Source organism: Dapis brunnea BLCC-M229 (genome assembly GCF_050015995.1).
In the GTDB taxonomy this organism is placed as follows: domain Bacteria; phylum Cyanobacteriota; class Cyanobacteriia; order Cyanobacteriales; family Microcoleaceae; genus Trichodesmium.
In genome coordinates, this window is sequence record NZ_JBNHEP010000109.1 from 1 (window position 1) to 22898 (window position 22898).

14 protein-coding genes and 1 pseudogene are annotated in these 22898 nt (G+C 35.6%); 13 read left to right on the forward strand and 2 right to left on the reverse strand.

Annotated features, from left to right (window positions below; translation table 11 throughout):
* Positions 1 to 77: 77 nt before the first annotated feature.
* From ACP6PM_RS13675 to ACP6PM_RS13725, 11 genes and pseudogenes are all read left to right on the forward strand, one after another.
* A pseudogene (locus tag ACP6PM_RS13675) lies at positions 78 to 224 on the forward strand (peptidoglycan-binding domain-containing protein); the annotation flags it as partial.
* A gap of 189 nt (positions 225 to 413) precedes the next feature.
* Complete coding sequence (locus tag ACP6PM_RS13680; RefSeq protein WP_426585529.1) at positions 414 to 596, forward strand: peptidoglycan-binding domain-containing protein; 183 nt, start codon at positions 414 to 416, stop codon at positions 594 to 596.
* 297 nt (positions 597 to 893) lie between these two features.
* The gene (gene accA, locus ACP6PM_RS13685; RefSeq protein ID WP_426585456.1) at positions 894 to 1868 is read left to right on the forward strand and encodes an acetyl-CoA carboxylase carboxyl transferase subunit alpha; all 975 of its coding nucleotides are present in this window, start codon (positions 894 to 896) and stop codon (positions 1866 to 1868) included.
* A gap of 1572 nt (positions 1869 to 3440) precedes the next feature.
* Positions 3441 to 4175, forward strand: a complete 735-nt coding sequence (gene folE / locus ACP6PM_RS13690; protein WP_426585458.1) for a GTP cyclohydrolase I FolE — start codon at positions 3441 to 3443, stop codon at positions 4173 to 4175.
* A 339-nt stretch (positions 4176 to 4514) separates the two neighbouring features.
* Positions 4515 to 5954, forward strand: coding sequence for a phosphoglucomutase/phosphomannomutase family protein (locus tag ACP6PM_RS13695; RefSeq protein ID WP_426585460.1), 1440 nt, complete (start codon positions 4515 to 4517; stop codon positions 5952 to 5954).
* A 324-nt stretch (positions 5955 to 6278) separates the two neighbouring features.
* Positions 6279 to 6740: a membrane protein insertion efficiency factor YidD gene (gene yidD, locus ACP6PM_RS13700; RefSeq protein WP_426585462.1), complete on the forward strand. Its 462-nt coding sequence runs from the start codon at positions 6279 to 6281 to the stop codon at positions 6738 to 6740.
* 130 nt (positions 6741 to 6870) lie between these two features.
* Positions 6871 to 7476, forward strand: coding sequence for an RdgB/HAM1 family non-canonical purine NTP pyrophosphatase (gene rdgB, locus ACP6PM_RS13705; protein ID WP_426585464.1), 606 nt, complete (start codon positions 6871 to 6873; stop codon positions 7474 to 7476).
* A 270-nt stretch (positions 7477 to 7746) separates the two neighbouring features.
* On the forward strand, positions 7747 to 8601 hold the full coding sequence (locus ACP6PM_RS13710) for an ATP-binding protein (protein ID WP_426585466.1): 855 nt from the start codon (positions 7747 to 7749) through the stop codon (positions 8599 to 8601).
* 94 nt (positions 8602 to 8695) lie between these two features.
* Positions 8696 to 11677, forward strand: a complete 2982-nt coding sequence (locus ACP6PM_RS13715; RefSeq protein WP_426585467.1) for an ABC transporter substrate-binding protein — start codon at positions 8696 to 8698, stop codon at positions 11675 to 11677.
* A gap of 130 nt (positions 11678 to 11807) precedes the next feature.
* Positions 11808 to 13091, forward strand: a complete 1284-nt coding sequence (locus ACP6PM_RS13720; RefSeq protein WP_426585469.1) for an FGGY-family carbohydrate kinase — start codon at positions 11808 to 11810, stop codon at positions 13089 to 13091.
* Between the two features lie 866 nt (positions 13092 to 13957).
* Positions 13958 to 14527, forward strand: a complete 570-nt coding sequence (locus ACP6PM_RS13725; RefSeq protein WP_426585471.1) for an ADP-ribosyltransferase — start codon at positions 13958 to 13960, stop codon at positions 14525 to 14527.
* Between the two features lie 911 nt (positions 14528 to 15438).
* Here ACP6PM_RS13725 and ACP6PM_RS13730 read toward each other — a convergent pair.
* Complete coding sequence (locus ACP6PM_RS13730) at positions 15439 to 17160, reverse strand: sensor histidine kinase (protein ID WP_426585473.1); 1722 nt, start codon at positions 17158 to 17160, stop codon at positions 15439 to 15441.
* A 1280-nt stretch (positions 17161 to 18440) separates the two neighbouring features.
* Between ACP6PM_RS13730 and ACP6PM_RS13735 the strand changes: the two genes are divergently transcribed.
* Both ACP6PM_RS13735 and ACP6PM_RS13740 read left to right on the forward strand, forming a co-directional pair.
* Entirely contained in the window at positions 18441 to 19877 is a 1437-nt protein-coding gene (locus ACP6PM_RS13735) for a TldD/PmbA family protein (protein WP_426585475.1), read from the forward strand.
* 280 nt (positions 19878 to 20157) lie between these two features.
* Positions 20158 to 21456 carry an APC family permease gene (locus ACP6PM_RS13740; RefSeq protein ID WP_426585477.1) on the forward strand — a complete coding sequence of 433 codons (1299 nt, stop codon included), beginning with the start codon at positions 20158 to 20160 and terminating at the stop codon, positions 21454 to 21456.
* Positions 21457 to 22489: 1033 nt separating this feature from the next.
* Here the strand turns inward: ACP6PM_RS13740 and psaX are convergent.
* Positions 22490 to 22579, reverse strand: a complete 90-nt coding sequence (psaX, locus tag ACP6PM_RS13745) for a photosystem I protein PsaX (protein ID WP_293109045.1) — start codon at positions 22577 to 22579, stop codon at positions 22490 to 22492.
* Between the last annotated feature and the right edge of the window lie 319 nt (positions 22580 to 22898).

Here is a 22898-nt window from a genome sequence, read left to right on the forward strand (position 1 = left end):
CTTGCTGCTAAAAGCTCTGGGTCTTCTTAAGATTTGTTTTACAAACAGTCTCTAAAGCAGGTAGTCAGGGAGAAGAAGTATTACAATTACAAGGAGTTTTAAAGTTATTAGGATATTACTTTGGACAGGTAGATGGAGTATATTCTGACACTACTGCTGCTGCAGTTGTTAAATTTCAAAAATCTGTAGGATTAATGCCAAATGGAATAGTTGACCAAAATACCTGGAACCGTTTATTACCAGCAGCCAAAAATTATAATTATACCAATGGAACTACAATTCTAGAAGATACAAACTCAAATTGTAATTGTTCCCAAAATCAAACTTCACCTGCCACAACTAACGACTCTCACCTAAAAATTGAATCAGATACAGAAACCTCTAATATTCATTTGCCAATTCTAAAAATTGGTATGAGAGGTGATGCAGTTAGAGGATTACAACAACGCCTAAAAGTCCAAGGTTTTTTAAAGGGAAAAGTTGATGGAGTATTTGGCCCGAACACTCAAGCTGCTGTTAAGGCTGCTCAAAGAAAATATCAACAACAGCCAAATGGAATTGTAGATGCTTCTCTATGGATGACTTTACTACGTTAATCAAAAAACTGGTCAAATGTGGTAAGCTTACCAAAAAATTCGATCTAAAGCCTCGCCCTTTTAGGGCCACTTTTGATTGATTAAGTAGGAGAGATAAGCTATAGTATTATTGTCGCGGGAAGGCAGTCCGAGACATTAAACGGACGTAAAGGCAAGTGTAAGACTAGCTGATATGTTAGCAGCAGCCGATGAAACGTCAACCTCTCCTTGAGCTAAGGCTCAGTAGGAATTTCCTGGCCTAACAGCCCTGGAGGATGTCAAAGATGTAATTGTGCAACCTAAAATAAGAAACTCCGTGTGCCTAAATCAGAACGTAAAATTCTACTAGATTTTGAAAAGCCTCTGGCAGAATTAGAAAACCGTATAAATCAGATTCGTGAACTAGCTAAAGATTGCAGTAGTGTAGATGTTTCTGAGCAAATTCATCAACTAGAAGCAAAAGCAACTCAACTACGTCAAGAAATTTTTAGTGGTCTTTCCCCTGTACAAAGACTACAGTTAGCGCGCCATCCCAGGCGACCAAGCACTCTTGATTATATTCAAGCTATTGGTGATGAGTGGATAGAGTTGCATGGGGATCGTGGTGGTAGTGATGACCCAGCAATAGTAGGAGGTTTGGCCAGAATAAATGGAAGACCTGTAGTAATAATTGGTCATCAAAAAGGACGAGATACAAAAGATAATGTAGCTCGTAATTTTGGTATGGCCTCAGCAGGAGGATATCGAAAATCAATCAGATTTATGGATCATGGCAATCGCTTTGGAATGCCAATTTTGACATTTATTGATACTCCAGGGGCATGGCCAGGTATAGAAGCAGAAAAATTAGGACAAGGAGAAGCGATCGCCTATAATCTACGAGAAATGTTTCATTTTGATGTACCAATAATTTGTACAGTGATTGGAGAAGGTGGTTCAGGTGGAGCGTTAGGCGTGGGAGTAGGTGATCGATTACTGATGCTAGAGCATTCTATATATACAGTTGCTAGCCCTGAAGCTTGTGCAGCTATTCTCTGGAAAGATGCTGGCAAAGCTTCTCAAGCAGCAGATGCCTTGAAGATAACTTCCTGGGATTTAAAAAAGATAGGAATTATTGATGATGTAGTTCCAGAACCCAATGGTGGCGCTCATGCTAACCCGTTACAAGCAGCGGAAAATCTCAAAAAGGCCATATTGAAAAGTCTAGACGAATTAAGCCAGTTAAGCAGTCAAGAACGTCGAAAACAGCGTTATCAAAAATTCCGTTCTATAGGAGTATTTGTGGAAACCTAAAAAGGAAGACTATGAAAATTCTCAGAAGTTTTAATCCCACATTCCGCACTTAAATTGGTAACATGAAAATTAGTATAAAATCCTTAGCCTATCCCGTATTTATACTATATAAATTATCTTCATTTACCTCGATCGGGAGTCAAATTATCAGTTAAATATTAAGCACAAATACTGATTGAATCCTTGACTCCTATTGACCACTATAATTTTCTTCTTTCTTCTTGCTTTTGAATTTTGATTGTCTTGAGTGCGTCTTAGATTCTGGAGGGGCTGTGTGTGGAATTACTTCCGCACTTTATACGCCCCGTAGGAGACCTCAGAATTACGCACTCGCTTTTGACTTATATTTTATACTACATTTTCTGGTGCGGAATGTAGGTTTAATGGCTAGTTGAATAACCACAGATGGGTTTTAAGTAAGGACAAATATCCTATAACCAAGCAATCATTAACGTGATAAACTATATATTGTAGTTTGTTGGTGAAAATCCTGAACAACGGTCAGAAAGTATTTTTTAAAGGTATGATTGTTGAATGGCTATTATGATATAATAGAGAGTATTTCTAAAACCAAAAGGTCTGAATAAAGTAAAATATCAAAGATAGGCTTATAGCTAGATATTTTGTATAATTGAGGAATGTAGGAGTTTATTGAGAGGCTTGAAGCAAATAGATTTTATCCTATTTCTCAGCCATGTTCTCAATGTGGACATAGACATAAAATGGCGTTACACTTGAGAACTTGATCGATCTAGTTATAATCGTCTATGACCAGACAGATATTTTAACACCTCCGTCAAAACACGAACTCTATGGATTTGTTGATATGTGTTTGTTGAGGTGAATTCCCCACAATATTTAAGTTTGTGTAGGAAATTAGGTAAAAAATTGCTGAGGTAGTTCTCAATAAAGCAGAGAAGAATTTGCAAAACTCAAAACAATTTGGATAAGTACATATTATACCAGAACAGCATTGAGGATGTCAACTCAACTCAATAATTCTTTTGAAATTAATTAAAGCAATCTTAATTCGCTATTCAGGACAGACTTTCTGGCATAATTATTATAGTAGTATCTATGGTTTCGTTAATGACCAAGTATTTTCACAAGAGGGATGTCTAAAGTGTCAAGTAAATTTGGCTTTATAGCTCCTTATGAAATAATGACAAGAAAATCAAGAACTAATTAATTAGTGTTACAGCTAGTTATATCCAGTCTTGTCAATACCCCTCTATAGGATAGAGAAACTTATTGGGATCTATCTTAACTATATTAACTATGATAAAATTCCAAATATAGTTGAGGAGTCAATTCTCAATACTTTCCTGATACCAATTCAGACAGTAATTTACCTATTTTCTGATAACTAATGACTTGTGAAAATGGATTCTTGGTCGATGTCAAACTTACAGCAGAGAAATTGAAAAACTCTCATAGTTACAGTTCATTGCTTGTTAATAACACAAACTAATTAGTACCAATGAACTAAACAATTATGATTTAAGCTAAATGGCCTAGCCCAGGTTAGGTCAAGATACAACGTGCTTTTTTGAAATTCGATCCGAATCTATTATGACTCAAACTTTTTCCAACGGCTCCAATTCTAGCAAAAAACTTAGCATCAATGGTGTTAAAACTTCTGATGCAGATGTAACAGGTAAAATTTCCTATAGACCTGACCGTAGCTCTTCATCCAATGGTCAATTAATTAGGCAACAACCTTCTGCTGAAGAGAGTAATGAAGCAATGATGGAAGCAGTGCGGACAATGCTACTATCAGTAGGAGAAAATCCTGAGCGAGAAGGATTACTTAAAACTCCTAAGCGGGTTGCAGAAGCAATGCAGTTTCTGACTAGTGGCTACAGTCAATCCCTTGAAGAAATTGTGAATAATGCTATCTTTGATGAAGGTCATAATGAAATGGTTCTAGTTAGAGATATCAATCTTTTTAGTCTTTGTGAACATCATATGCTACCTTTCATGGGAAAAGCTCATGTAGCTTATATTCCTAATCAAAAAGTAGTAGGATTAAGTAAGCTAGCTAGGATTGTCGAGATGTACTCTCGCAGATTGCAAGTCCAGGAGCGACTAAATCGCCAAATTGCTGAGGCAATTCAAACAATTTTAGAACCAAAGGGTGTAGCAGTTGTAATTGAGGCTACTCATATGTGTATGGTAATGCGGGGGGTTCAAAAACCTGGTTCTTGGACTGTTACCAGTGCGATGCTTGGTGTTTTTGAAGAAGATCAGAAAACAAGAGAGGAATACCTAAGCTTAATTCGCCATCAACCTACATTCTTTTCATAAGTAGTAACTGAATTTAGTGGGACTAAGGAATTGAATAAGGAGTCAGAAGACGGAAGACAGAAGCTAGAATAATTAGCGGTCTGTATTAATTGAAAACCACCAAATCATCAAATTTGGTGGAATTCTTAAACCCATTGATACTCCTTTACTAGAAGCAAGCTACATCTGCCAGTCTGAAAGAATTCGCCAAATAAATTCTGACTCCTGAATTCTTTCTTGGTAACTTTTCTTATTTTCCCTTCTCTTCTACAATTATTTATAGGAAACCAGGTTGACAAGCTGAGATTCAAAGTAAATAACAAAGCCCAAAAAAAATATACACATCAAGAGATTTCTGATATGGCTAAACCAATCAAATTTGGAACAGATGGCTGGCGCGGTGTCATAGCTGATGATTTTACTTTTGAAAGGGTTGCTTTAGTAGCCCCCATTGCAGCACAAATCTTAGAAAAAAATTATGCTGATTCTACTAATAATAGTAAAACAGTAATTGTCGGCCATGACCGGAGGTTTATGGCTGAAGAATTTGCTCAAGTTGCTGCCGAAGCTGTTCAAAATGCAGGATTTGATGTTCTGTTAACGGATAATTATGCTCCTACTCCTGCTTTTAGTTTGGCAGCATTTCAAAAACAAGCTCTTGGGGCAATTGTGATGACTGCTAGTCATAATCCAGGGAAATATTTAGGGTTAAAAGTAAAGGGTGCTTTTGGTGGGTCGGTGCCTCCAGAAATAACTAAGCAAATAGAAGATTTATTAACAGTTGAAGCTGAAAAAGCTCAGGTTCAAGGAACCAAGATAGAAAGTTTTAATCCTTGGCCGAGTTATTGCGAAACTCTACAAAAAATGGTAGAGATTGACAAAATTAAGTCGGCAATTAATGAAGGAAAATTAAAAGTTTTTGCCGATGTAATGCACGGTGCTGCTGCTGGAGGTTTACAACAAATATTGGGTGTAGAAATTGAAGAGGTTAATGGTAATAGGGACCCTTTATTTGATGGTGGAGCACCTGAACCTTTGCCTCGTTATTTGAGTAAACTTTTTAAGGAAATTAAAAGTTATCGAGCGACAAATTCAGGAAAGTTAGCTATTGGGTTAGTGTTTGATGGAGATAGCGATCGCATTGCTGCTGTGGATGGTGAGGGTAATTTTCTCAGTTCTCAAATTTTAATTCCAATTTTGATTGAACATTTGACAACTAGACATGGGTTTAGTGGGGAGGTGGTGAAGACTATTAGTGGTTCCGATCTATTTCCGAAAGTGGCAGAGTTATACAAAATGCCAATATTTGAAACTCCTATTGGTTATAAGTATATTGCCGATCGGATGTTGTCAGCTCAGGTGCTTGTGGGTGGTGAAGAGTCTGGGGGTATTGGTTATGGTACTCATATTCCAGAAAGGGATGCTTTGTTGTCGGCGCTCTATTTGTTGGAAGCAGTGGTAATGTCTGGTGAAGATTTGAGTGTTATTTATGGCAAGTTGCAGGAAAAAACGGGTTTTAGTTCCATTTATGATCGGATAGATTTGCCTTTGGCTAATATGGAGGTGCGAGGGCGGCTGTTGGAGGAGTTAACAAATAATCCTGTGACGGAGGTTGCGGGAGAAAAAGTAGTTGATTGTTTGACTATAGATGGGTATAAGTTTCGGTTAGCTGATGGTCGTTGGTTATTGATTCGGTTTAGTGGTACTGAACCTGTTTTACGACTTTATTGTGAAGCTGCGGATATGCAGAAGGTGAAGCAAACTTTGGAATGGGCGAAAAATTGGGCGAATAGTATTTAGGAGTCAGGAGTCAGGAGGGATAGAAAGAATTTATTCACTTTTGTACATGACAATCCTAAATAGTTTGTAATATTTGATTGTAGGGGTTTGGTCTCCAAACCTAAACAAAAATGGGATGAAAAGACCAAACTTACAATTTTTTCACAAATCATTTCATACTGTTACTTGCTAATTAAGCGGACATGATATTGTTATAAATTTGAAGAATAGATAGGGTGGGTAAAGATTTGCTCACCCTATTACTAAATTTATAGAAAAATACGAAATGAAGGTTTAATTTTTGTAGTCTAAGTTAGCCTAAGATCAAAATTTCTTGCTTAACTTATGAATAAAATTGCTGTTGCTTTAATTAGTGGATATCAACAATACATTTCTCCTAGAAAAGGTTTTTCTTGTGCTCATAGAATCTTGTATGGTGATGAGTCTTGTTCCCATTACATTAAACGCATGTTTATAGAACAAGATTTTTCTGGAGCTATTACAGCAGCAAATCAAAGGTTTAAAGCTTGCAAAGAAGCTAATCAAATTTTGAAGTTAGGGGCAATTAGTAATTCTGAAAATGAAGAAGATTTTGATTTGAAAGATAAAGAAAATTTGGTGAAAAATAAACCGCCTAAGTTGAAATTAAAAGATAATTACAAGAGAAAATCAAATTGTAGTAGAGTTAGAAAAAATATTGATTGTTGCTCCTATGAAATATTGGAATGTGATGATTGTTTTCCTGAATTAGAATGTGGTAGTTGTAACTTAGATTGTAGTCCAGACTGTGGTAGTTGTGGTGGATGATTATCATGGATATTTTGGGCAAATATTAGGTCTATTTACCATTCATGTTAATCATAATGTTTGCTCATTCTACTACTCAATAGAGATATGATATAAGTATCTTTAACAGAATAAATATTTATATAGAAGAATGACAAATATTACTCTCACACAAACAACTCCTAAATTGCTAGTTGTCGCTACTGGTAATCCTGGAAAACTTCAAGAAATGCAGGAATATCTAGCAGATTTGAATTTACAATTACAATTAAAACCCAAAGATTTAGAAATTGAAGAAACTGGAGAAACTTTTCTGGCAAATGCTCGCCTCAAAGCAACTGAAGTGGCAAAATTTACTGGGGAATGGGCGATCGCTGATGATTCAGGATTAGCAGTTGATGCTTTGGATGGTAGACCGGGAATTTATTCTGCTCGTTATGCTCCTACTGTTGCCGAACAAATAGAGCGAGTCTTGACAGAGTTGGGAGATAACTCTAATCGTCAAGCACAGTTTGTTTGTGCTTTAGTTATTGCGAGACCTGATGGTACAGTTGCCTTGGAAACAGAGGGAATTTGTGGTGGAGAAATCTTATATACTCCTCGTGGCAATGGTGGGTTTGGTTACGACCCGATTTTTTATGTTCCTGCTGAAGAAAAGACTTTTGCGGAAATGTCTGGGGAAATGAAGCGATCGCTCTCTCATCGCGGTCAAGCTTTTAAAATATTATTGCCTCAGATAAAAGCTATGTTTGGCTAGTTTTGTATATTAAACATCTCCAGAAAAGAGGTAGCAGGTAGAAAGAATTGATGATTTATGTCTCATAGTTGATTTGATTTTTTATTATTGGAGATGTCTATTTCTATAAGTGATAGTTTTTCTCAGCCTTTGGCAGTATCGTAAAGAGAAAAAACTGAAGGTAATCCTACTCTACAACATATAACTAGAGAGTTATTAAAAAAGCCAAAGTTAGCTAAAGATCACCTGCGCTATATTCTGAAAAAATTAGGTGAGCAAAACAAATTTTTAGTGCTACTTTTAGATGATTATGATGCGACTTTTCGTTCCCATTCTCAGTATACTGAAACTGATGTAGAAATATTCTTGAGTGAGTGTAGAAATTTAGCTTATCACTCCTCAGAAAGAAAGTATCTATCAATGATTGTAACTTCATTACGACGCTTGAATGAAACTGGCCCGAGTCTAACACCAGAAAAATCTCCTTGGTATAATCATTACGCATTTCAACAATTAAAACCATTGACTCAAGAAAATGTAGATAGTTTATTGAATAAGATAGAATTAACATCGAAACTAAGAGAAGGAATTGAAGAAATTGCTGGTGGTAATCCAGCTTTACTACAAAATTCGGGGTTTATTTTACACAATAAGAGACGCTCTGGAGAAACTATCACTGCTGAGATACTTGCTAGAGATTTTGTAGCAGCAACAGAGCATTTTTTTCAAGATACATGGCAACTTGCTAATGAATTAGAGCAAACTCTGTTAATGTTAATTGCATTGTCTAAGTTGGCAGGCCGTGTGCAAAATAAACGCTATGATTTAGGTGATATTAATGTTATTTTTAGTCAGAAAGAACGAGAATTGATTGATTTAGAACAAAGGGGAGTAATTAAACGAAGTATAGAACAAGAAAATCAAGTTTATTTATTTTCTTCAACAATTATGGAGTGGTGGGTAATTAAAGAAATTGAAAATACTAATGCAGAAACACTTAAACAGAGAGAGAAAGTATTTCTCAATTTGATGAGTCATCAACAAGCACAAAAAGTAACAAATGTGATTAAGTATTTGTCAGAAAATAAAGAAGCTACAAAATCTATCGTGAAATGGGAATGGAAGCTATCAAGATGCTTTGCATAATTTTTATAGTTCCTTAATTTAGATATGGAAAAGATTATTTTTCTGTTAGTTGGTAATAGTAAAAATATAATTCCTACAAAAACTAATAATTAATATGAAATCGGTAATAAACAAGCGAAATCCTTATATTATTGGTCGTTCTATTGATGAACCAGAACTGTTTTTTGGTCGAGAAAGTCTGTTTCGCTTTATTGAAGATAATTTGAATAATAATCAAAAAGTTATTCTACTCCATGGTCAAAGACGCACAGGTAAATCTTCTGTATTACAGCAAATTCCTAAAATGGTAAATTTGGGTAATAAATTTGTTTTTATCCTGTCAGATTTTCAAGATAAAAGTCAATGGTCTGTCTATCAAATTATCTATAAACTTGCTCAAGAAATTTTTGAGCATCTGGAAATATCTACAAATGACTTAGCTTCAATTCAAGATTTAGAGCAAGACGCAGATAAATTCAGTCAATTATTAAATCCGATATTCCAACAATTGGGTAATAGAAATTTAGTATTATTACTGGATGAGTTTGATGTGTTAAACAGCAACAATAATGACTCAGGATTTGAAGAATTCTTTGGATACTTAAAGCGAATTGTATTTCAGGAGAAGCAACTTTTTATTATTCCAGTTGTAGGAAGGCGACTAAGTGATATGCCGAAACTTTTGGAATTGTTTAAAGGTGCGCCTCACCTGAGAATAGGATTGCTAGATAGATTAAGTACGCAGAGGTTGATTACAAGACCTGTTATGGGTTTACTGCAATACAATGAGAGAGCAATAAACGAAATTATCAAACTTTCAGCAGGACATCCTTACTTTACACAAGCTATATGTTACGCTCTGTTTGCACAAGCACGGGAAAAGGGAAAAGGTGAGATTTTAGCGAGTGATGTAGACAGAGTTATAGATAATGCCATTGAGTTGAGCGAAGCAGGGTTAGTTTGGTTTCGGGAGGGATTATTGATTCCAGAAAGAGTAGTATTCTCAGCAGCAGCAGTAGCTCAAGAGAAAGCTAGGCAAAAAATGTCACCCCCAGAAGACCCTCTAAAGCTGCTAACAACTATTGGAGTTAATATAGAGCAATTACGTCAAGCACAACAAAATTTGATTGACAATGATTTTTTAGATGCAGATGGTAATAGAGTTACAGTTGAGTTTGTTCGTCGTTGGTTTGTCAAATATTACCCACTACAGTCACAAATATGGGAACTGGAGAAACTCGATCCTGAAGCTGATTATTACTACGAAAGAGCTAATATATGGAAGAACCGAGGGAATATAGATGATGAGTTATACCACTATCGTAAAGCTCTAGAACTTAATCCTAACCATTTTAGTGCTTTATTTCGCTTGGCTGAAGCATATCGAAGAAATCAAACATTTCCGGAAGCATTAGAACTATATGAACGAGCTTACAAAATTAATCCGCAACGTGTGGAAGAGAAATACATAGAATCATTACTAGGTTATGGTGATAAATTTTCCCAAAATTATCGTTTACTTGAGAGAAATTTCAGCTTAGTTAAAAGGCTCTATGAAAGAGTATTAGAAATTGATCCTAAGAATACAGAAGTCCTAGAGAAACTTGAACTCCTGAAAGCTAAGGAAAAATATATAAATATTCCAGTTTCTGATGATAAAAAGTCGAAGCAAATACCAATTAGTTTGCTAATTTTGACAGCAGCTTTAGCAGTCCCCCTACTGATTGGAATAGGAATATTTGTGGGATTAAAACTTCAACCAGTTCCAGATTATTTATCCGGAAGATTAGACTGGAAGCAAATAAGAGAAAGATTTAGTAGTGGAGAACGAACACTATTTGATAAGACTATTAATGAAAATTATAATGATAAATTTTTAAGTTGTAATCAAAAATTTAAAAATAAGAATTACGATGAAGCAGGTAATTGTTTTCAAGAACTTGTCAATGCTAATCGGAACGAACCAGAACCGTTGATTTACTATAACAATTCTCTGGCTCGTAAGCTTGATAATCCTCTAACTATAGCTGTAGTTGTACCAGTAGATAAGAATAGTGAAAGAGCCAAAGCAATTTTGCGAGGTGTTGCTCAGGCACAAAATGAACATAACCAAAGTAAATACTTCTCACCAACTGTTAGGTCGGTGGAAATTATTATTGCCAATGATAGTAATGACGATAAAGTATCTCCAAAAGTAGCTCAAGGAATAGTTACAAATCAAGAAATTTTAGGGGTAATAGGACATAATTCTAGTAATGCTACTAAGGCAGCATTAAAAGTATATGAAAAAGAAAAATTGCCAGTTATTTCTTCTACTAGCACAAGCACAGAATTGAAAAGTGACACTTTTTTTAGAACAGTGATTGATAACTCTGTACTAAGTAAAAAACTAGCTGAATATGTCCAATCTCTACCTATAGAAAAAATTGTGATTTTTTATAACCAGCAAAGTTCATTTAGTAAAATTATAAAGGAATTTTTTGAGTTTTACTTAAAGGGTTTGAAGCCTAGCATACAGGTTAAGAGTATATACTTAAAACAACCGTTTTTTGATATCAACAAAGAACTTCGAGTTGCCGCAGATAACCAAGTTAATGTTGGTATGATCTTTTCTGATTTAAGCACAATTGACTTAGCAATTAAGATTGCTATAGCTAATTATACATTGCCAGAAAACCAAAAATTAAGGTTATTAGGTGGCGATACTCTTTATAATTGTGAGACCTTAAACAAAGGTCAGCAAGCAGTTAAAGGTTTGATTTTGGCAGTACCGTGGTTTAAAAAATTACCAACAGCAAAACCATTTGTAGATCGAGCAATAGGTCAGTGGGGAGGAGAAGTTGGTTGGCGTACTGCTACCAGTTATGATGCAGCAAAGGCTTTTATTTATGCTTTGTCTAAGTCAGGGGATAATCCCAGCAGGTCTACAGTTTTGAAAAGACTTAAAGAAGTAAATCTTCAATCTAATGAAACCTCTGGACAAAATCTAAGATTTAATCCAGACGGTGAAACTACTGGTCAAGCAATTCTTGTTGAAGTTTTTGAATCTGAAAATCCAGCTTGTTCTAATTTAGATTTTCGTTTAGTAGAGGAGTAGTGTCACCTAATTTAACTTTCAGCGATCGCTAATAACTGAAATGCCTTCAACCCGACTTACTAAAAACTAAGACGTTATAGTTTTTGCATATACTAACCTATTTTTAGATTATAGCAAATATTTACTCAAAATGAACTTATACTTAGGACTGGATTTTGGTACTTCGGGAGCGCGTGCTGTGGTTATTGACTCTAATCATCAAGTTAAAGCACAAACACAGTATGTTTGGGAAAATGCTCAGGAAAATAAATTGCCTCATGTTTGGCAAAAAGCTTTATTTTGTCTCATTTCCAATATTCCCCAGGAAATGCGAAGAGAGATTCAAGCGATCGCTATTGATGGTACTTCGGCAACTGTACTATTGTGCAATAGTTATGGTAAACCTGTGACGGAAGCACTTCTTTACAATGATAGTAGGGGAGTGGCAATGATGGATAAGTTAAAAAGTATTGCTCCTGATAATCATCCTGTTATTAGTGCGACTTCCAGTTTGGCAAAGTTTTTATGGTTGCTTGAAAATATTTCTTTGTCAAATCAAAGTTATTATTTTTTGCATCAAGCTGACTGGTTAGGGTTTTTGCTGCATGGAAAGCTAGGAGTGAGTGACTATAACAATGTTTTGAAAATGGGTTATGATGTGGGCGAATTATCTTATCCAGACTGGTTGACTAATTTTATTAATTCTGAAGTTGGGAAAAATATCCGGTTACCAGAAGTAGTTACACCAGGTGCGACTGTCGGGAATATTACAACAGAAGTAGTTAATAATTTTGGTTTGTCTCCTGAATGTGTTGTTTGTGCAGGTACAACAGATAGCATTGCTGCTTTTATCGCCAGTGGTGCTAATACTCCAGGAGAAGCAGTAACTTCTTTGGGTTCGACTCTGGTGTTAAAACTTTTGAGTCGTACTAGAGTTGATGATGCTAAATATGGTATTTATAGTCATCGTCTGGGAGATTTGTGGTTAGTCGGTGGTGCTTCTAATACTGGAGGTGCTGTTTTACGACATTTTTTTACTGATGCGGAGTTGGAAAGTTTGAGTAAACAAATAGCTCCTAATATTAAAAGTGGGTTAGATTATTATCCTTTGTTGGAGAAGGGCGATCGCTTTCCTATTAATGACCCGGAATTATTACCAAGATTACACCCTAAACCAGAAAATCCCGTGATGTTTCTTCATGGTTTACTTGAAGGTATTGCCAAAATTGAATTACGAGGTTATGAATTGTTGCAAGCATTAGGCGCAGCTACCCTCGCAAAGGTCTATACTGCTGGAGGCGGTGCTAAAAATTCTACTTTTACAGAAATTCGGGGACGGTATTTAGGAGTACCTACGATGAAAGCTGTTTATACAGATGCAGCTTATGGTAGTAGTATTTTGGCTAAGAAAGCTCTGGAAAAGGTGAGTAGGTAGTAGGCAGTTAGAGAATGGGGACTCGACCGCACTTTAATTGAGGCAGTATGTAGTACCTCGTCTAGCTTGAAAATGTGGGTAAAGAGCGAGTCAATGAAGACCTCTCCCCCAACCCCTCTCCTGCAAGGAGAGGGGAAAGATTTTGCCCACAATTTTAGTCTGGACGCGCTAGTAGACTTAATTTCCTTGCCTAGGCTTAAATTAATATGAAATACTAAAATTTTTGCTACAAATACTTAGGCTATTTTAAGGAGTCACGATTCAGTAGAAATAGCCTATATATCATTTATTTATTAGAGTTTAATTCTGTTTTTAGTCAAATCGAATTTCCAAGTAAAGTCTTTTAAGCCAGAAAATTATTCGTAGCATTCTTTTTGATATTAGGGAACAGGGAACAGGGAAGAGGGAATAGGGAATAGAGAATAAATTAAAGATAGGTGTACCTCATTAGTCTGAGAAAAACTATATATATAGCAATCCGCGCATAGGTTGCGGGTAATCAAAAAGTAGATAAAAAAACTGAAACTCCCACCTGTTCCCAGTTAAGTGTTCCCTCTCTTGGTGCGCGTTCCCTTGCGTCTGTCGCCGACGCGGGGTCGCACCGCTGTTCCCTAAAAGCGATAAGATTTTTATACACAAATATACAGGGGATTGCTATATTCTATGCAATAACATAATTAAGTTAAATTAGTGATTTTCTGAAATAATTATTTACGAATTACTAAATATTTGAAAATATCTAATTTTTTATAGGTGAATATACTTATATGATTGAGGCGAAATTTATGTAAATAAGTGTGAATAAATAGGTTACTTTAGGAGTAATTTTAGGGGATAATAATAAGTATCGGGTTGAGGTTCATTTTATGAACAATGTTGTACTCGGCCGAAACAACAAACTTGTTGCTAAGGTCGCTAAATTAAGTGGAATGAGTTCTGTTGAAGCCGCAGAATCATTAGCAGCACTAGAAAGATTTACCACTGCAGATTTCCGCAAAATGAGACGGGCAGATAGAGAAGGAAAAAACGAAGGCAACGTTAAAAAGCTTAACAATTTTATGCACAAAATGCCCTATTATGATGGTGATATTTATCGGGGTATGTCTTTTAGTGAAAAATCAATAAAATCTTTTATTCAAAAATTAAAACCACACGGAGATTATACTTTAGATTCGGTTACCAGTTTTACTTCCGATCCAAAAGTTGCTGAGACTTATTCCGGTCATTGTTACCCAGTAGTAATTCGGGTAAAACATAATCATTCAGGAGTTCCCATCAGTGATTTCTCGGCTATGTATAGTGAAAGAGAGGTATTAGTTCCTAAAGGTACTAAATATGAAGTAACTCATGTACCCAAGGAAGTTAAATTAGGGGAAGTAAATTATATTGACCTGGAAGAAATTTCTCTCGAAGGGGATGATTTTGATCGTAATTAATTAACTTGAAAATAGCAAGTATAGCGCTACGCGCAAGTCAAAAGTTAAAAGCGAGTGCGTAATTCTGAGTAGACCTCAGAATGTAAGACGCACTCAAGACAGTTAAAAGTCAAAATTTAAAAATTAAAAGTTAAAATTAAGCAATTAACAATGAACAATTAATAATAATGAACAATTAATAATTAATTATTCGGTAATCTCTGATTCTTACTGAATTAGAGTAATTTTTATGATTAGTAGACAACAAAGTAGGGAAGTTGTATACAACTTCTCTACAGGTTTATCATTTTTTTTTAATGTGGTTCATTGACCTGAAAACTGCGGTCAAATATTTTTCCTCAATAGTGAGGTATATAACAATCAGGAATCAGATGTGAGAATTGAAGTTTTTCTTAAAAGAATAGATTATAGCAGTTATCTTATTTATATATATTCATTTTTTCCTTCTTCTCTGTTCCCTGTTCCCTAAAAATTTCCAATATCTCACAAAGTAAGCATTCAGCCGTCAGCTTTCAGCTATCAGCTAAAGAAAGAAAGAAGTAAGAAAAGGAGGAAATAAGGAGAGGCTTTAAACCTTAATTATTCGGTAATTACTACTACTCATAAATTATTACAATAAATCATCTAAATATCATAAATTAAGTTTAGGATAAAAATTCGTAGCAAATTAGATTCATATCAGGAGTTTTCGGTAGCAAAATTAATCGGATTTTTATCTATAGCTTTCTGATTTAGGGAAAAATTTTGCTTGATTCAGAGCTGTACTTAATATGAAGGAACTTAGGATAAATTTTAACTTTAAAAATCGTCTCCTATCAAAAATAAAACTTATAATAAGGTAATACTTTATTTGACAATTTCTTTTACTTTAGTATTTTTCCCAAAATCCTACCACCTAAAACCTGGATAAATTATTGAACTGGTAAGAAAATAGTCATTATTTCTCCCTTAGTTGGTCGTTGTCGAATTACTAATTTTCCTCCTATTGCTTGAAACAAATTTTTAGTCACTTTTAAATTCAAACTTAGACTACCTGTTTCTGGTTGAAACATTAATAAATGACCAATAGATTTAAAAGGTGTTTTTGTGGAACTGGTGAAAGGTGAGTGACTTTTTCCACCTACATCAGAATCAGATTTAAGCTGTAATTTGAGTTGATTTCCAGCTAACATTACCTCTACCTGTATAAAATTATCGGGAGGTAAATTTCGGGAAAAATTTTCAATCAAATTTCCTAATACTTGGTCAAGCATAGTAGGGTCACTAATAACGGTTGGCATTTTTGGAGGTAAAATAACTTTCAAAGTATGATTTCTTTGATTTGCTTTTTGTTGCCAACGAGGTATACTCTTTTGAAAGACTTGAGCTAGAGGAATAGTTGTTAATTGTAGGTATGGATGTTGTTGCTTAAAGGGTTGCTGAGTTTCTAATTCTACTGCTCTAAAAATCAGATTAAAACGTTCTATTTGAGAAGTACATTCAGCATCAATCATTTGTAAACGCTTTTTGATTACTTCCTGATTTAGATTAGGACGTTTTAATAAAAGGCGAGTTAAAGTCTGAATTGTTGCTAAAGGAGTTTTGACTTCGTGGGCGATCGCTTGTAACAATTCCACATCAGGAGTTTTTAGATTGTTAATAGTAGATTTTAGTGATGTAGTAGTTTCTTTATTTTCTCTATTTTTGCTAGGATTATTAACTTCTAATGCTTCATTTTTACTATCTACATTTGGTAAATTATCCAATAACAAACGACTAAACTCCATGACAATTTTGTAGTCAGGAGCAAGAGGTGAAAACTCATCAAACAGATTATCAAAAATAGCTAATCGCTGAGAATATTGAGAAATAAATTTTTGCTGTTTATCAATATTTATAGCCTGAAAATATGTCGGCAATACTATTCTTTTGCGCAAGACAATCCATGCTTTTTTGACTATCTCTGGGTCAAAAGAAAATAGAAAAGCTGGTGTATTATCTAAATTTTTGCCTAAGACCATTATTAAACTAAATTCAGCAGTTAAAACTAAACAAAACTGCTCATTTGTTATTGGATCTTTAGTCGATAAAGGTAATATTGGTATAGTAGCAGGTAAGGAATTAATACTATCTGCTGCTGGTAATAGAGGTAAAGTTTGCCATCTCAAGATGGATAACCAGTCTAAACCTTCTGGTATTTCACTTGTAAATATTGATGTAGAAAAACTGCTAGTTAAAACAGGATTTGTTAAGACAGGAGTAGGACTAGATAATACTAATCCACGATATGATTTGAGATGAGAAATTAAGGAATTAGAAGTAGGGAATTTTGAACTAGTTTGAGATTCCCAATTTTCGAGCAAAGGAGTAGTTTTGTGGATTCCTTTATTTTTGTCAGTTTTCATCATCTCTTGATTTTTTGAATCTTGAGAATCTGAGATTTGTAGTGACTTTTCCAAGAGTTGATTAACTGCAGCAATGGCACTATACCATTCCTTTTGAGCCTTTAAATATAAATGTTGATTTCTCTCTGTTATAGAAGGAGGAGGATTTTCCCTTGCCAGTTCTATTTTTATTGCAGACAAATCATTATTTGACCTCTCTAGGGCAAAAATGTCACTTAAAGTTGGTAATACATATTTGTAGTTGTCCATTTTTTTCCAAAAATAAATGAATAAATAATTTTAATTTATTAATTAATAAATTCATACTTCTACAGAGTCTTTAATATTCTCTGATTAGTTGTCTCTATAGAAGTAGACTTTACTTAATACTTAGGGTATCGGCATTCATCCATTACTTATGTTGGTATAACCGAACTAAATCACCGCAATCTCCGCTATTATGATCGAGTCATTTCAGTTATCAGTTATCAGTTAACCTCCTATGGTCGGAACTGGGTTAACAGTACCTCTAGCTGAAGCATCGGGATTAACATCAGGAATAGTCTCTTTTTTTTATCCCTTTAAAAAGGGAGGCTAGTGACCACAATTTTTCAGTAATAGGAAATAGGGAATAGGGAATAGGGAATAAGGAATGGGAAACTAGAAAAATTAAATTTGATAATTTTTATATCTGGCTAACAGAAGTTTCCTATAACTATTTATTTATAACTATTTAACAACAGATAATATATAGCAATCTGCCCATTGATTGTGACAATTTTTATAATAGTTAATTTGAGCTGAAAACCTTGAAAATTCTGTACGTCGCCAAGGAGACGGCTTCCCTACCTGACTCCTGACTTCTGTACGGGCGTTTCATTTCGCTCCGCGTTTTTCATGTCGGCGACAGCCGAAACGTGCGTTATGCGTTAGCTAAACAGCCCTTTGCTGGCGCAAAGCTCCCCTAACGCCCCTACCACCAAAATATTACAACTTAAATAGGATTGCTATAGTCCATAATTTGACAATTATACTCGCACTTCAGCAACGCCGAAAAAACTTGATAATACTATGGATGAAAAAAGAATCTTACAAATTACTAATAGGATATAGAAACTTCATTTACGATGCTGGCAATATGAAAATTTACTTACTGCCTAAAACCTAAAACCTACCAACTAAAATTTATTTGTACCAAACATTTATCAAACTCGTATAACTATGAGTTTATAGAATATAAAAACTATTTAAGGTCAAGCAAATAATCAATGAATTATTACTCAATTGTTTCTGAATATATTATTCCTGACTGATGCTCCTTTTTTCCACAATGATTGATCGACAAAAAATCTAACCATAGTTGAGGAAAGTAGTATAGTGAAGGTTGAAATTCAGTTAATACTTGAGTCTAATAGCAAAGTTTAAAGAATCTCGATCAAGGTTTCAAAGATATCAACGCTAAAGCTGATAATTTCTAATATTTAAGGGTATATAAAAATTAAAATAATCACCTCCTATTATACTAATGTTAGTTAACAGTAAGAATATAAATGCCCATATCACTAACTGAAGCCAAAAATCTATTATCTGACCTGCTCGCTAATTATAGTCATCAAGTAGATTATTTGGCCATTCGCCTAGAAGAATCCCAAGGAACAGATATTCTCTTGCGAGGCCACAAAATAGAAACCCTGAGTGAAGGTATTTCCATTGGCGGCCAAGTCCGAGCTTGTTATAAAGGAGCCTGGGGTTTTGCCAGTTTTAATCAAATATCTACCTTGAAAGAGAGAATAGAAGAGGCGATCGCTGCAGCCAAACTTATTGGGAAAGAAGAGACTATTCTAGCTCCCATACCAATTATTCAAGCAACTCATGTAGTTTCTCTCATAGGTAAAGACCCTCGTCAAATATCTTTAGCCAATAAAAAAGAACTCTGCGAACATTATGGCCAAGTTCTGCGGAGTGTTGACCCTCGAATTACTACTGTATCTGTGCGTTATGGCGATAGTACCCAGAAAGTAATTCTTGCTACTTCGGAAGGAACCATGCTAGAACAATCTTGGACAGATATGGAAATGCGCTTTGCTGCTACTGCCAGGAATGGGGAAACCGTACAAACTGGTAGGGAAACTACTGGTTCTCGCAAAGCCTATGAAGATTTAACTAATTTGGACAATCAAGTTCGTAGTGCTGCGGAGAGAGCTGTTAATTCTCTAGCTTTACCGATCGTTCAAGGTAATACTTATACCGTAGTTATTGACCCTATTCTTACGGGTCTATTTGTTCACGAAGCTTTTGGTCATCTCTCGGAAGCGGATATGGCATACGAAAATCCCGATCTATTAGAAGTTATGACAATTGGTCGGAGATTTGGTCCTGAGAACTTACAAATATTTGATGGTGCGATGGTACCACCTATACTAAATGGAGAAGAGGGAGAAGTACATCGAGGTAGTTATATTTATGATGATGAAGGTACTTTAGCAACTACTACTCAGTTGATTAAAGATGGAGTTTTGGTCGGGCGTTTGCATTCGCGAGAAACTGCGGGGAAACTGGGGGAGACACCTACAGGTAATGCACGTTGTCTTGATTATCATTATCCACCTCTAGTTAGAATGACTAATACTTGGATAGCACCAGGAAATACTCCTGTTTCAGATTTATTTGCTGATATTAAGGAGGGAGTTTATGCTCGTAACTGGTTTGGTGGCATGACTAATGGGGAAATGTTTACTTTTAGTGCTGGGGAAGCTTGGATGATTAGAAATGGTGAGTTAGCTGAACCGGTGCGGGATGTGACTCTTTCTGGAAATGTGTTTAATACTTTGGCAGATATTGAAGCGATCGCGGATGATTTTTATTGGGATGAGTCTGGTGGTTGTGGCAAAGGTGGGCAAAATGGTTTACCTGTTGGTTGTGGCGGACCAAGTTTACGTCTTAGGAATGTTGTTGTTGGTGGAGATGCTTCTGAAGTCAGAAGTTAGAAGGAAGAAAGAGGGTTGAGAGATGGGGAGGTGGGGAGATGGGGAGATGGCACTCAGATGGAACATTTTTTTATACCAAACTCGAGCGAATTTGATATAACCCCTGGTGAAATGACTCCTTTGCCAAAAACCTGTACCGCGTGCAAAGATACCAAATAGGTTCTATAGCAGTCAAACCAAAAGGCGGGGACATATCAAATGCTTAAAATTCAGAAAACGCCAGATTTTTCCTTCTGCCTTCTGCTATATAAAACACAAATGTACTAAGGATAAAAATCTAATGACCTCTCCGCCTCTACTTCGACGAGAAATTGGCGTGTTCGGCGCTACCCTTATGGGTTTAGGTTCAATTGTCGGTACTGGAGTATTTGTCAGTATTGGCATTGCTGCTGGTCTTGCGGGTCCATCGGTAATTATTGCTGTAGCGATAGGTGCTGTTGTTGCTACCTGTAATGCTTTTAACAGCGCCCAGTTAGCAGCAAACCATCCTGTGAGTGGCGGTACTTACGAATATGGTTACAAATATCTAAATCATTGGTTGGGTTTTATTGCTGGATGGATGTTTCTCCTTGCGAAAAGTGCTTCTGCTGCTACTGCTGCTTTGGGTTTTGCTGGTTATTTGCTTAATGCTTTTGGTGTGAATAGTCAAACTTGGTTGGTGTTGACTGCTTTAAGTGCTGTGGTTGTATTAACTATTGTTGTGTTAAGTGGAATTCGTCGCTCTAATTTTACTAATATTATTATTGTTTCGATTACGTTATTTTCTCTAGCTGTATTTATTTTGGCAGGAATACCTAAAGTAGTCTTGTCTGGAGAAACAAATTTAACGCCTTTTTTTCCAGGGGATAAACCTATAGCATCTTTACTACAAGCTGCTGCTCTAATGTTTGTTGCTTATACTGGTTATGGTCGTATTGCAACTTTAGGTGAGGAAGTTAAGGAACCACGACGTACTATTCCCAGAGCGATCGCCGTAACTATGATTGTTACCTGTATTTTATATATATCGAGCGCTCTAATTACTGTGGTAGTTGGTCAAGAAGTAATTCAAAAATTATCTCAAGCAGATGTAAGTCTAGCTGCACCTCTAGAAGTTATTGCCAGATCGGGTTTAGGTGTTCCTGTAATTCCTAAGTTAATTGCTGTTGGTGCTATTACGGCAATGTTGGGAGTGCTGTTAAATCTGATTTTGGGTTTGTCGCGAGTTTTGTTGGCAATGGGGAGGAGGCGAGATGTACCTAAAGTTGTTGCTAGGTTGAATAGTGGGCAAACTACACCTTATATAGCTGTGGTAGCAGTAGGAGTAGCGATCGCTTTTTTAGTTTTAATTGGGGATGTGAAAACTACTTGGTCTTTTAGTGCTTTTAATGTTTTGATTTATTATGCTATTACTAATTTTGCTGCTCTCCAACTTTCTCCCGAAGAAAGGCTTTATCCTCAATGGTTAGGTTGGGTAGGTTTAGCTTCTTGTTTATTTTTAGCTTTTTGGGTAGAACAGCAAATATGGTTAGTTGGTTTAGGGTTAATTCTTGTTGGTTTAATTTGGCATAGTTTGATTCATAGATTTATAACTGATTAGATTTTTCAGCAGTTTCTTGTTGAATTTTTCGCCTAAATTTATCTGCATTATAGAAACTATAGAGGGTATCCATAAAAAAAGGCGTTGTTGAATAAATGTATTATCTTATAGGAGTCAGAAGTCAGGAGGTAGAAAGAAGTTTTTTTCCTAACTAAGTAGTGGCGTGCCTAGCTTGAAAATGTGAGTTAAAAAACCTAACCCCCCAACCCCACAACTATCCCCCCTTACCCCACGAGTGAAAGCTATTCATTACCCACATATTTCTTAATATAAAATTTGACAAAATTGACAAGTTATGAATTAAGTCTGACTTCGGCTTTTTTCGGAGATAAATGTATGAAAAAATACATTTTTTTGTGATAATTTAAGTAGTTTTATTTAGCTACTATGATTCTTTCTCCTTTCTCCCCTGCTCCCTTCTCCCCCTCTCCCCACAAGCTTTTCAGGAGTTATGGGTAATGGATAGTTGTAGGAGAGGGGTTGGGGGAGAGGTCTTCTAGGTCTTCGCTCCTAACTCACAATTTTAGTCTAGACACGCCACTAGGGATAAATAGCTATGATTTACACTCTTATTTTGGATAAAAACTTACATTATTGGGAATTTCATACCTAAAATCAGCAACGCCAGTTAAGTTTAATAGTTGATTTTTTCAAGTCACGAAGGGACAAAAGTTTAAACTTATCCCTAACTATTAAACTATTAGGTTAAGTTATGAGGTAGCGTTTCTCAGCCTAATGAAGTACACCTATCTTTAATTTGTATTCTATTTCCCGTTCCCTGTTCCCTAAAACCAACGAATTTTGTACCTCACGAGCATGGGAATTACTGTATACCTATTAGACATCTCCGATAATCAAAAATCAAATCAATCCCATACGCAAAAATTATCAATTCTTTCCCCCTACTTCCTGATCCTTACTCCCTACTCCCTCTTTTCCGGAGAGGTCTACTGATACTGAAACATAGTTTCAATGCCACTCTGAATAATATTCATAAGAGTGGCACAGATTTACTGGTTTAGAAGTCCGAAGACTACTGGATAATACCAAAATAGTAGCCTGCAACAACAAAGTTGATGGCAAGTAGTATTAAAGCCCAAGTTGCACGAAAAGAATATTTCATCTAAATTTATTCTCCATATTTTTATAGGGATCAAGATAATATTATCATGTAATTGATTCAATTCCACATAAATTTAAAGAGTGCAGCGGGTTAGTGGTCTATCAAGATTGATTTAAGAGTGTAGCAAAAAATAAATTATCCCAATTTTTGGACTCTATCGTTACTTGTTTGAGAAGGACAAAAATTAAATGGCATCTACACCTCAACTGAGAGGAGAAATTGGCTTGTTCGGTGCTATCCTTATGGGTTTAGGTTCAATTCTTGGTACTGGAGTATTTGTAAGTATTTGGTGTTGATACTGATATTGCAAGTCTGTCGA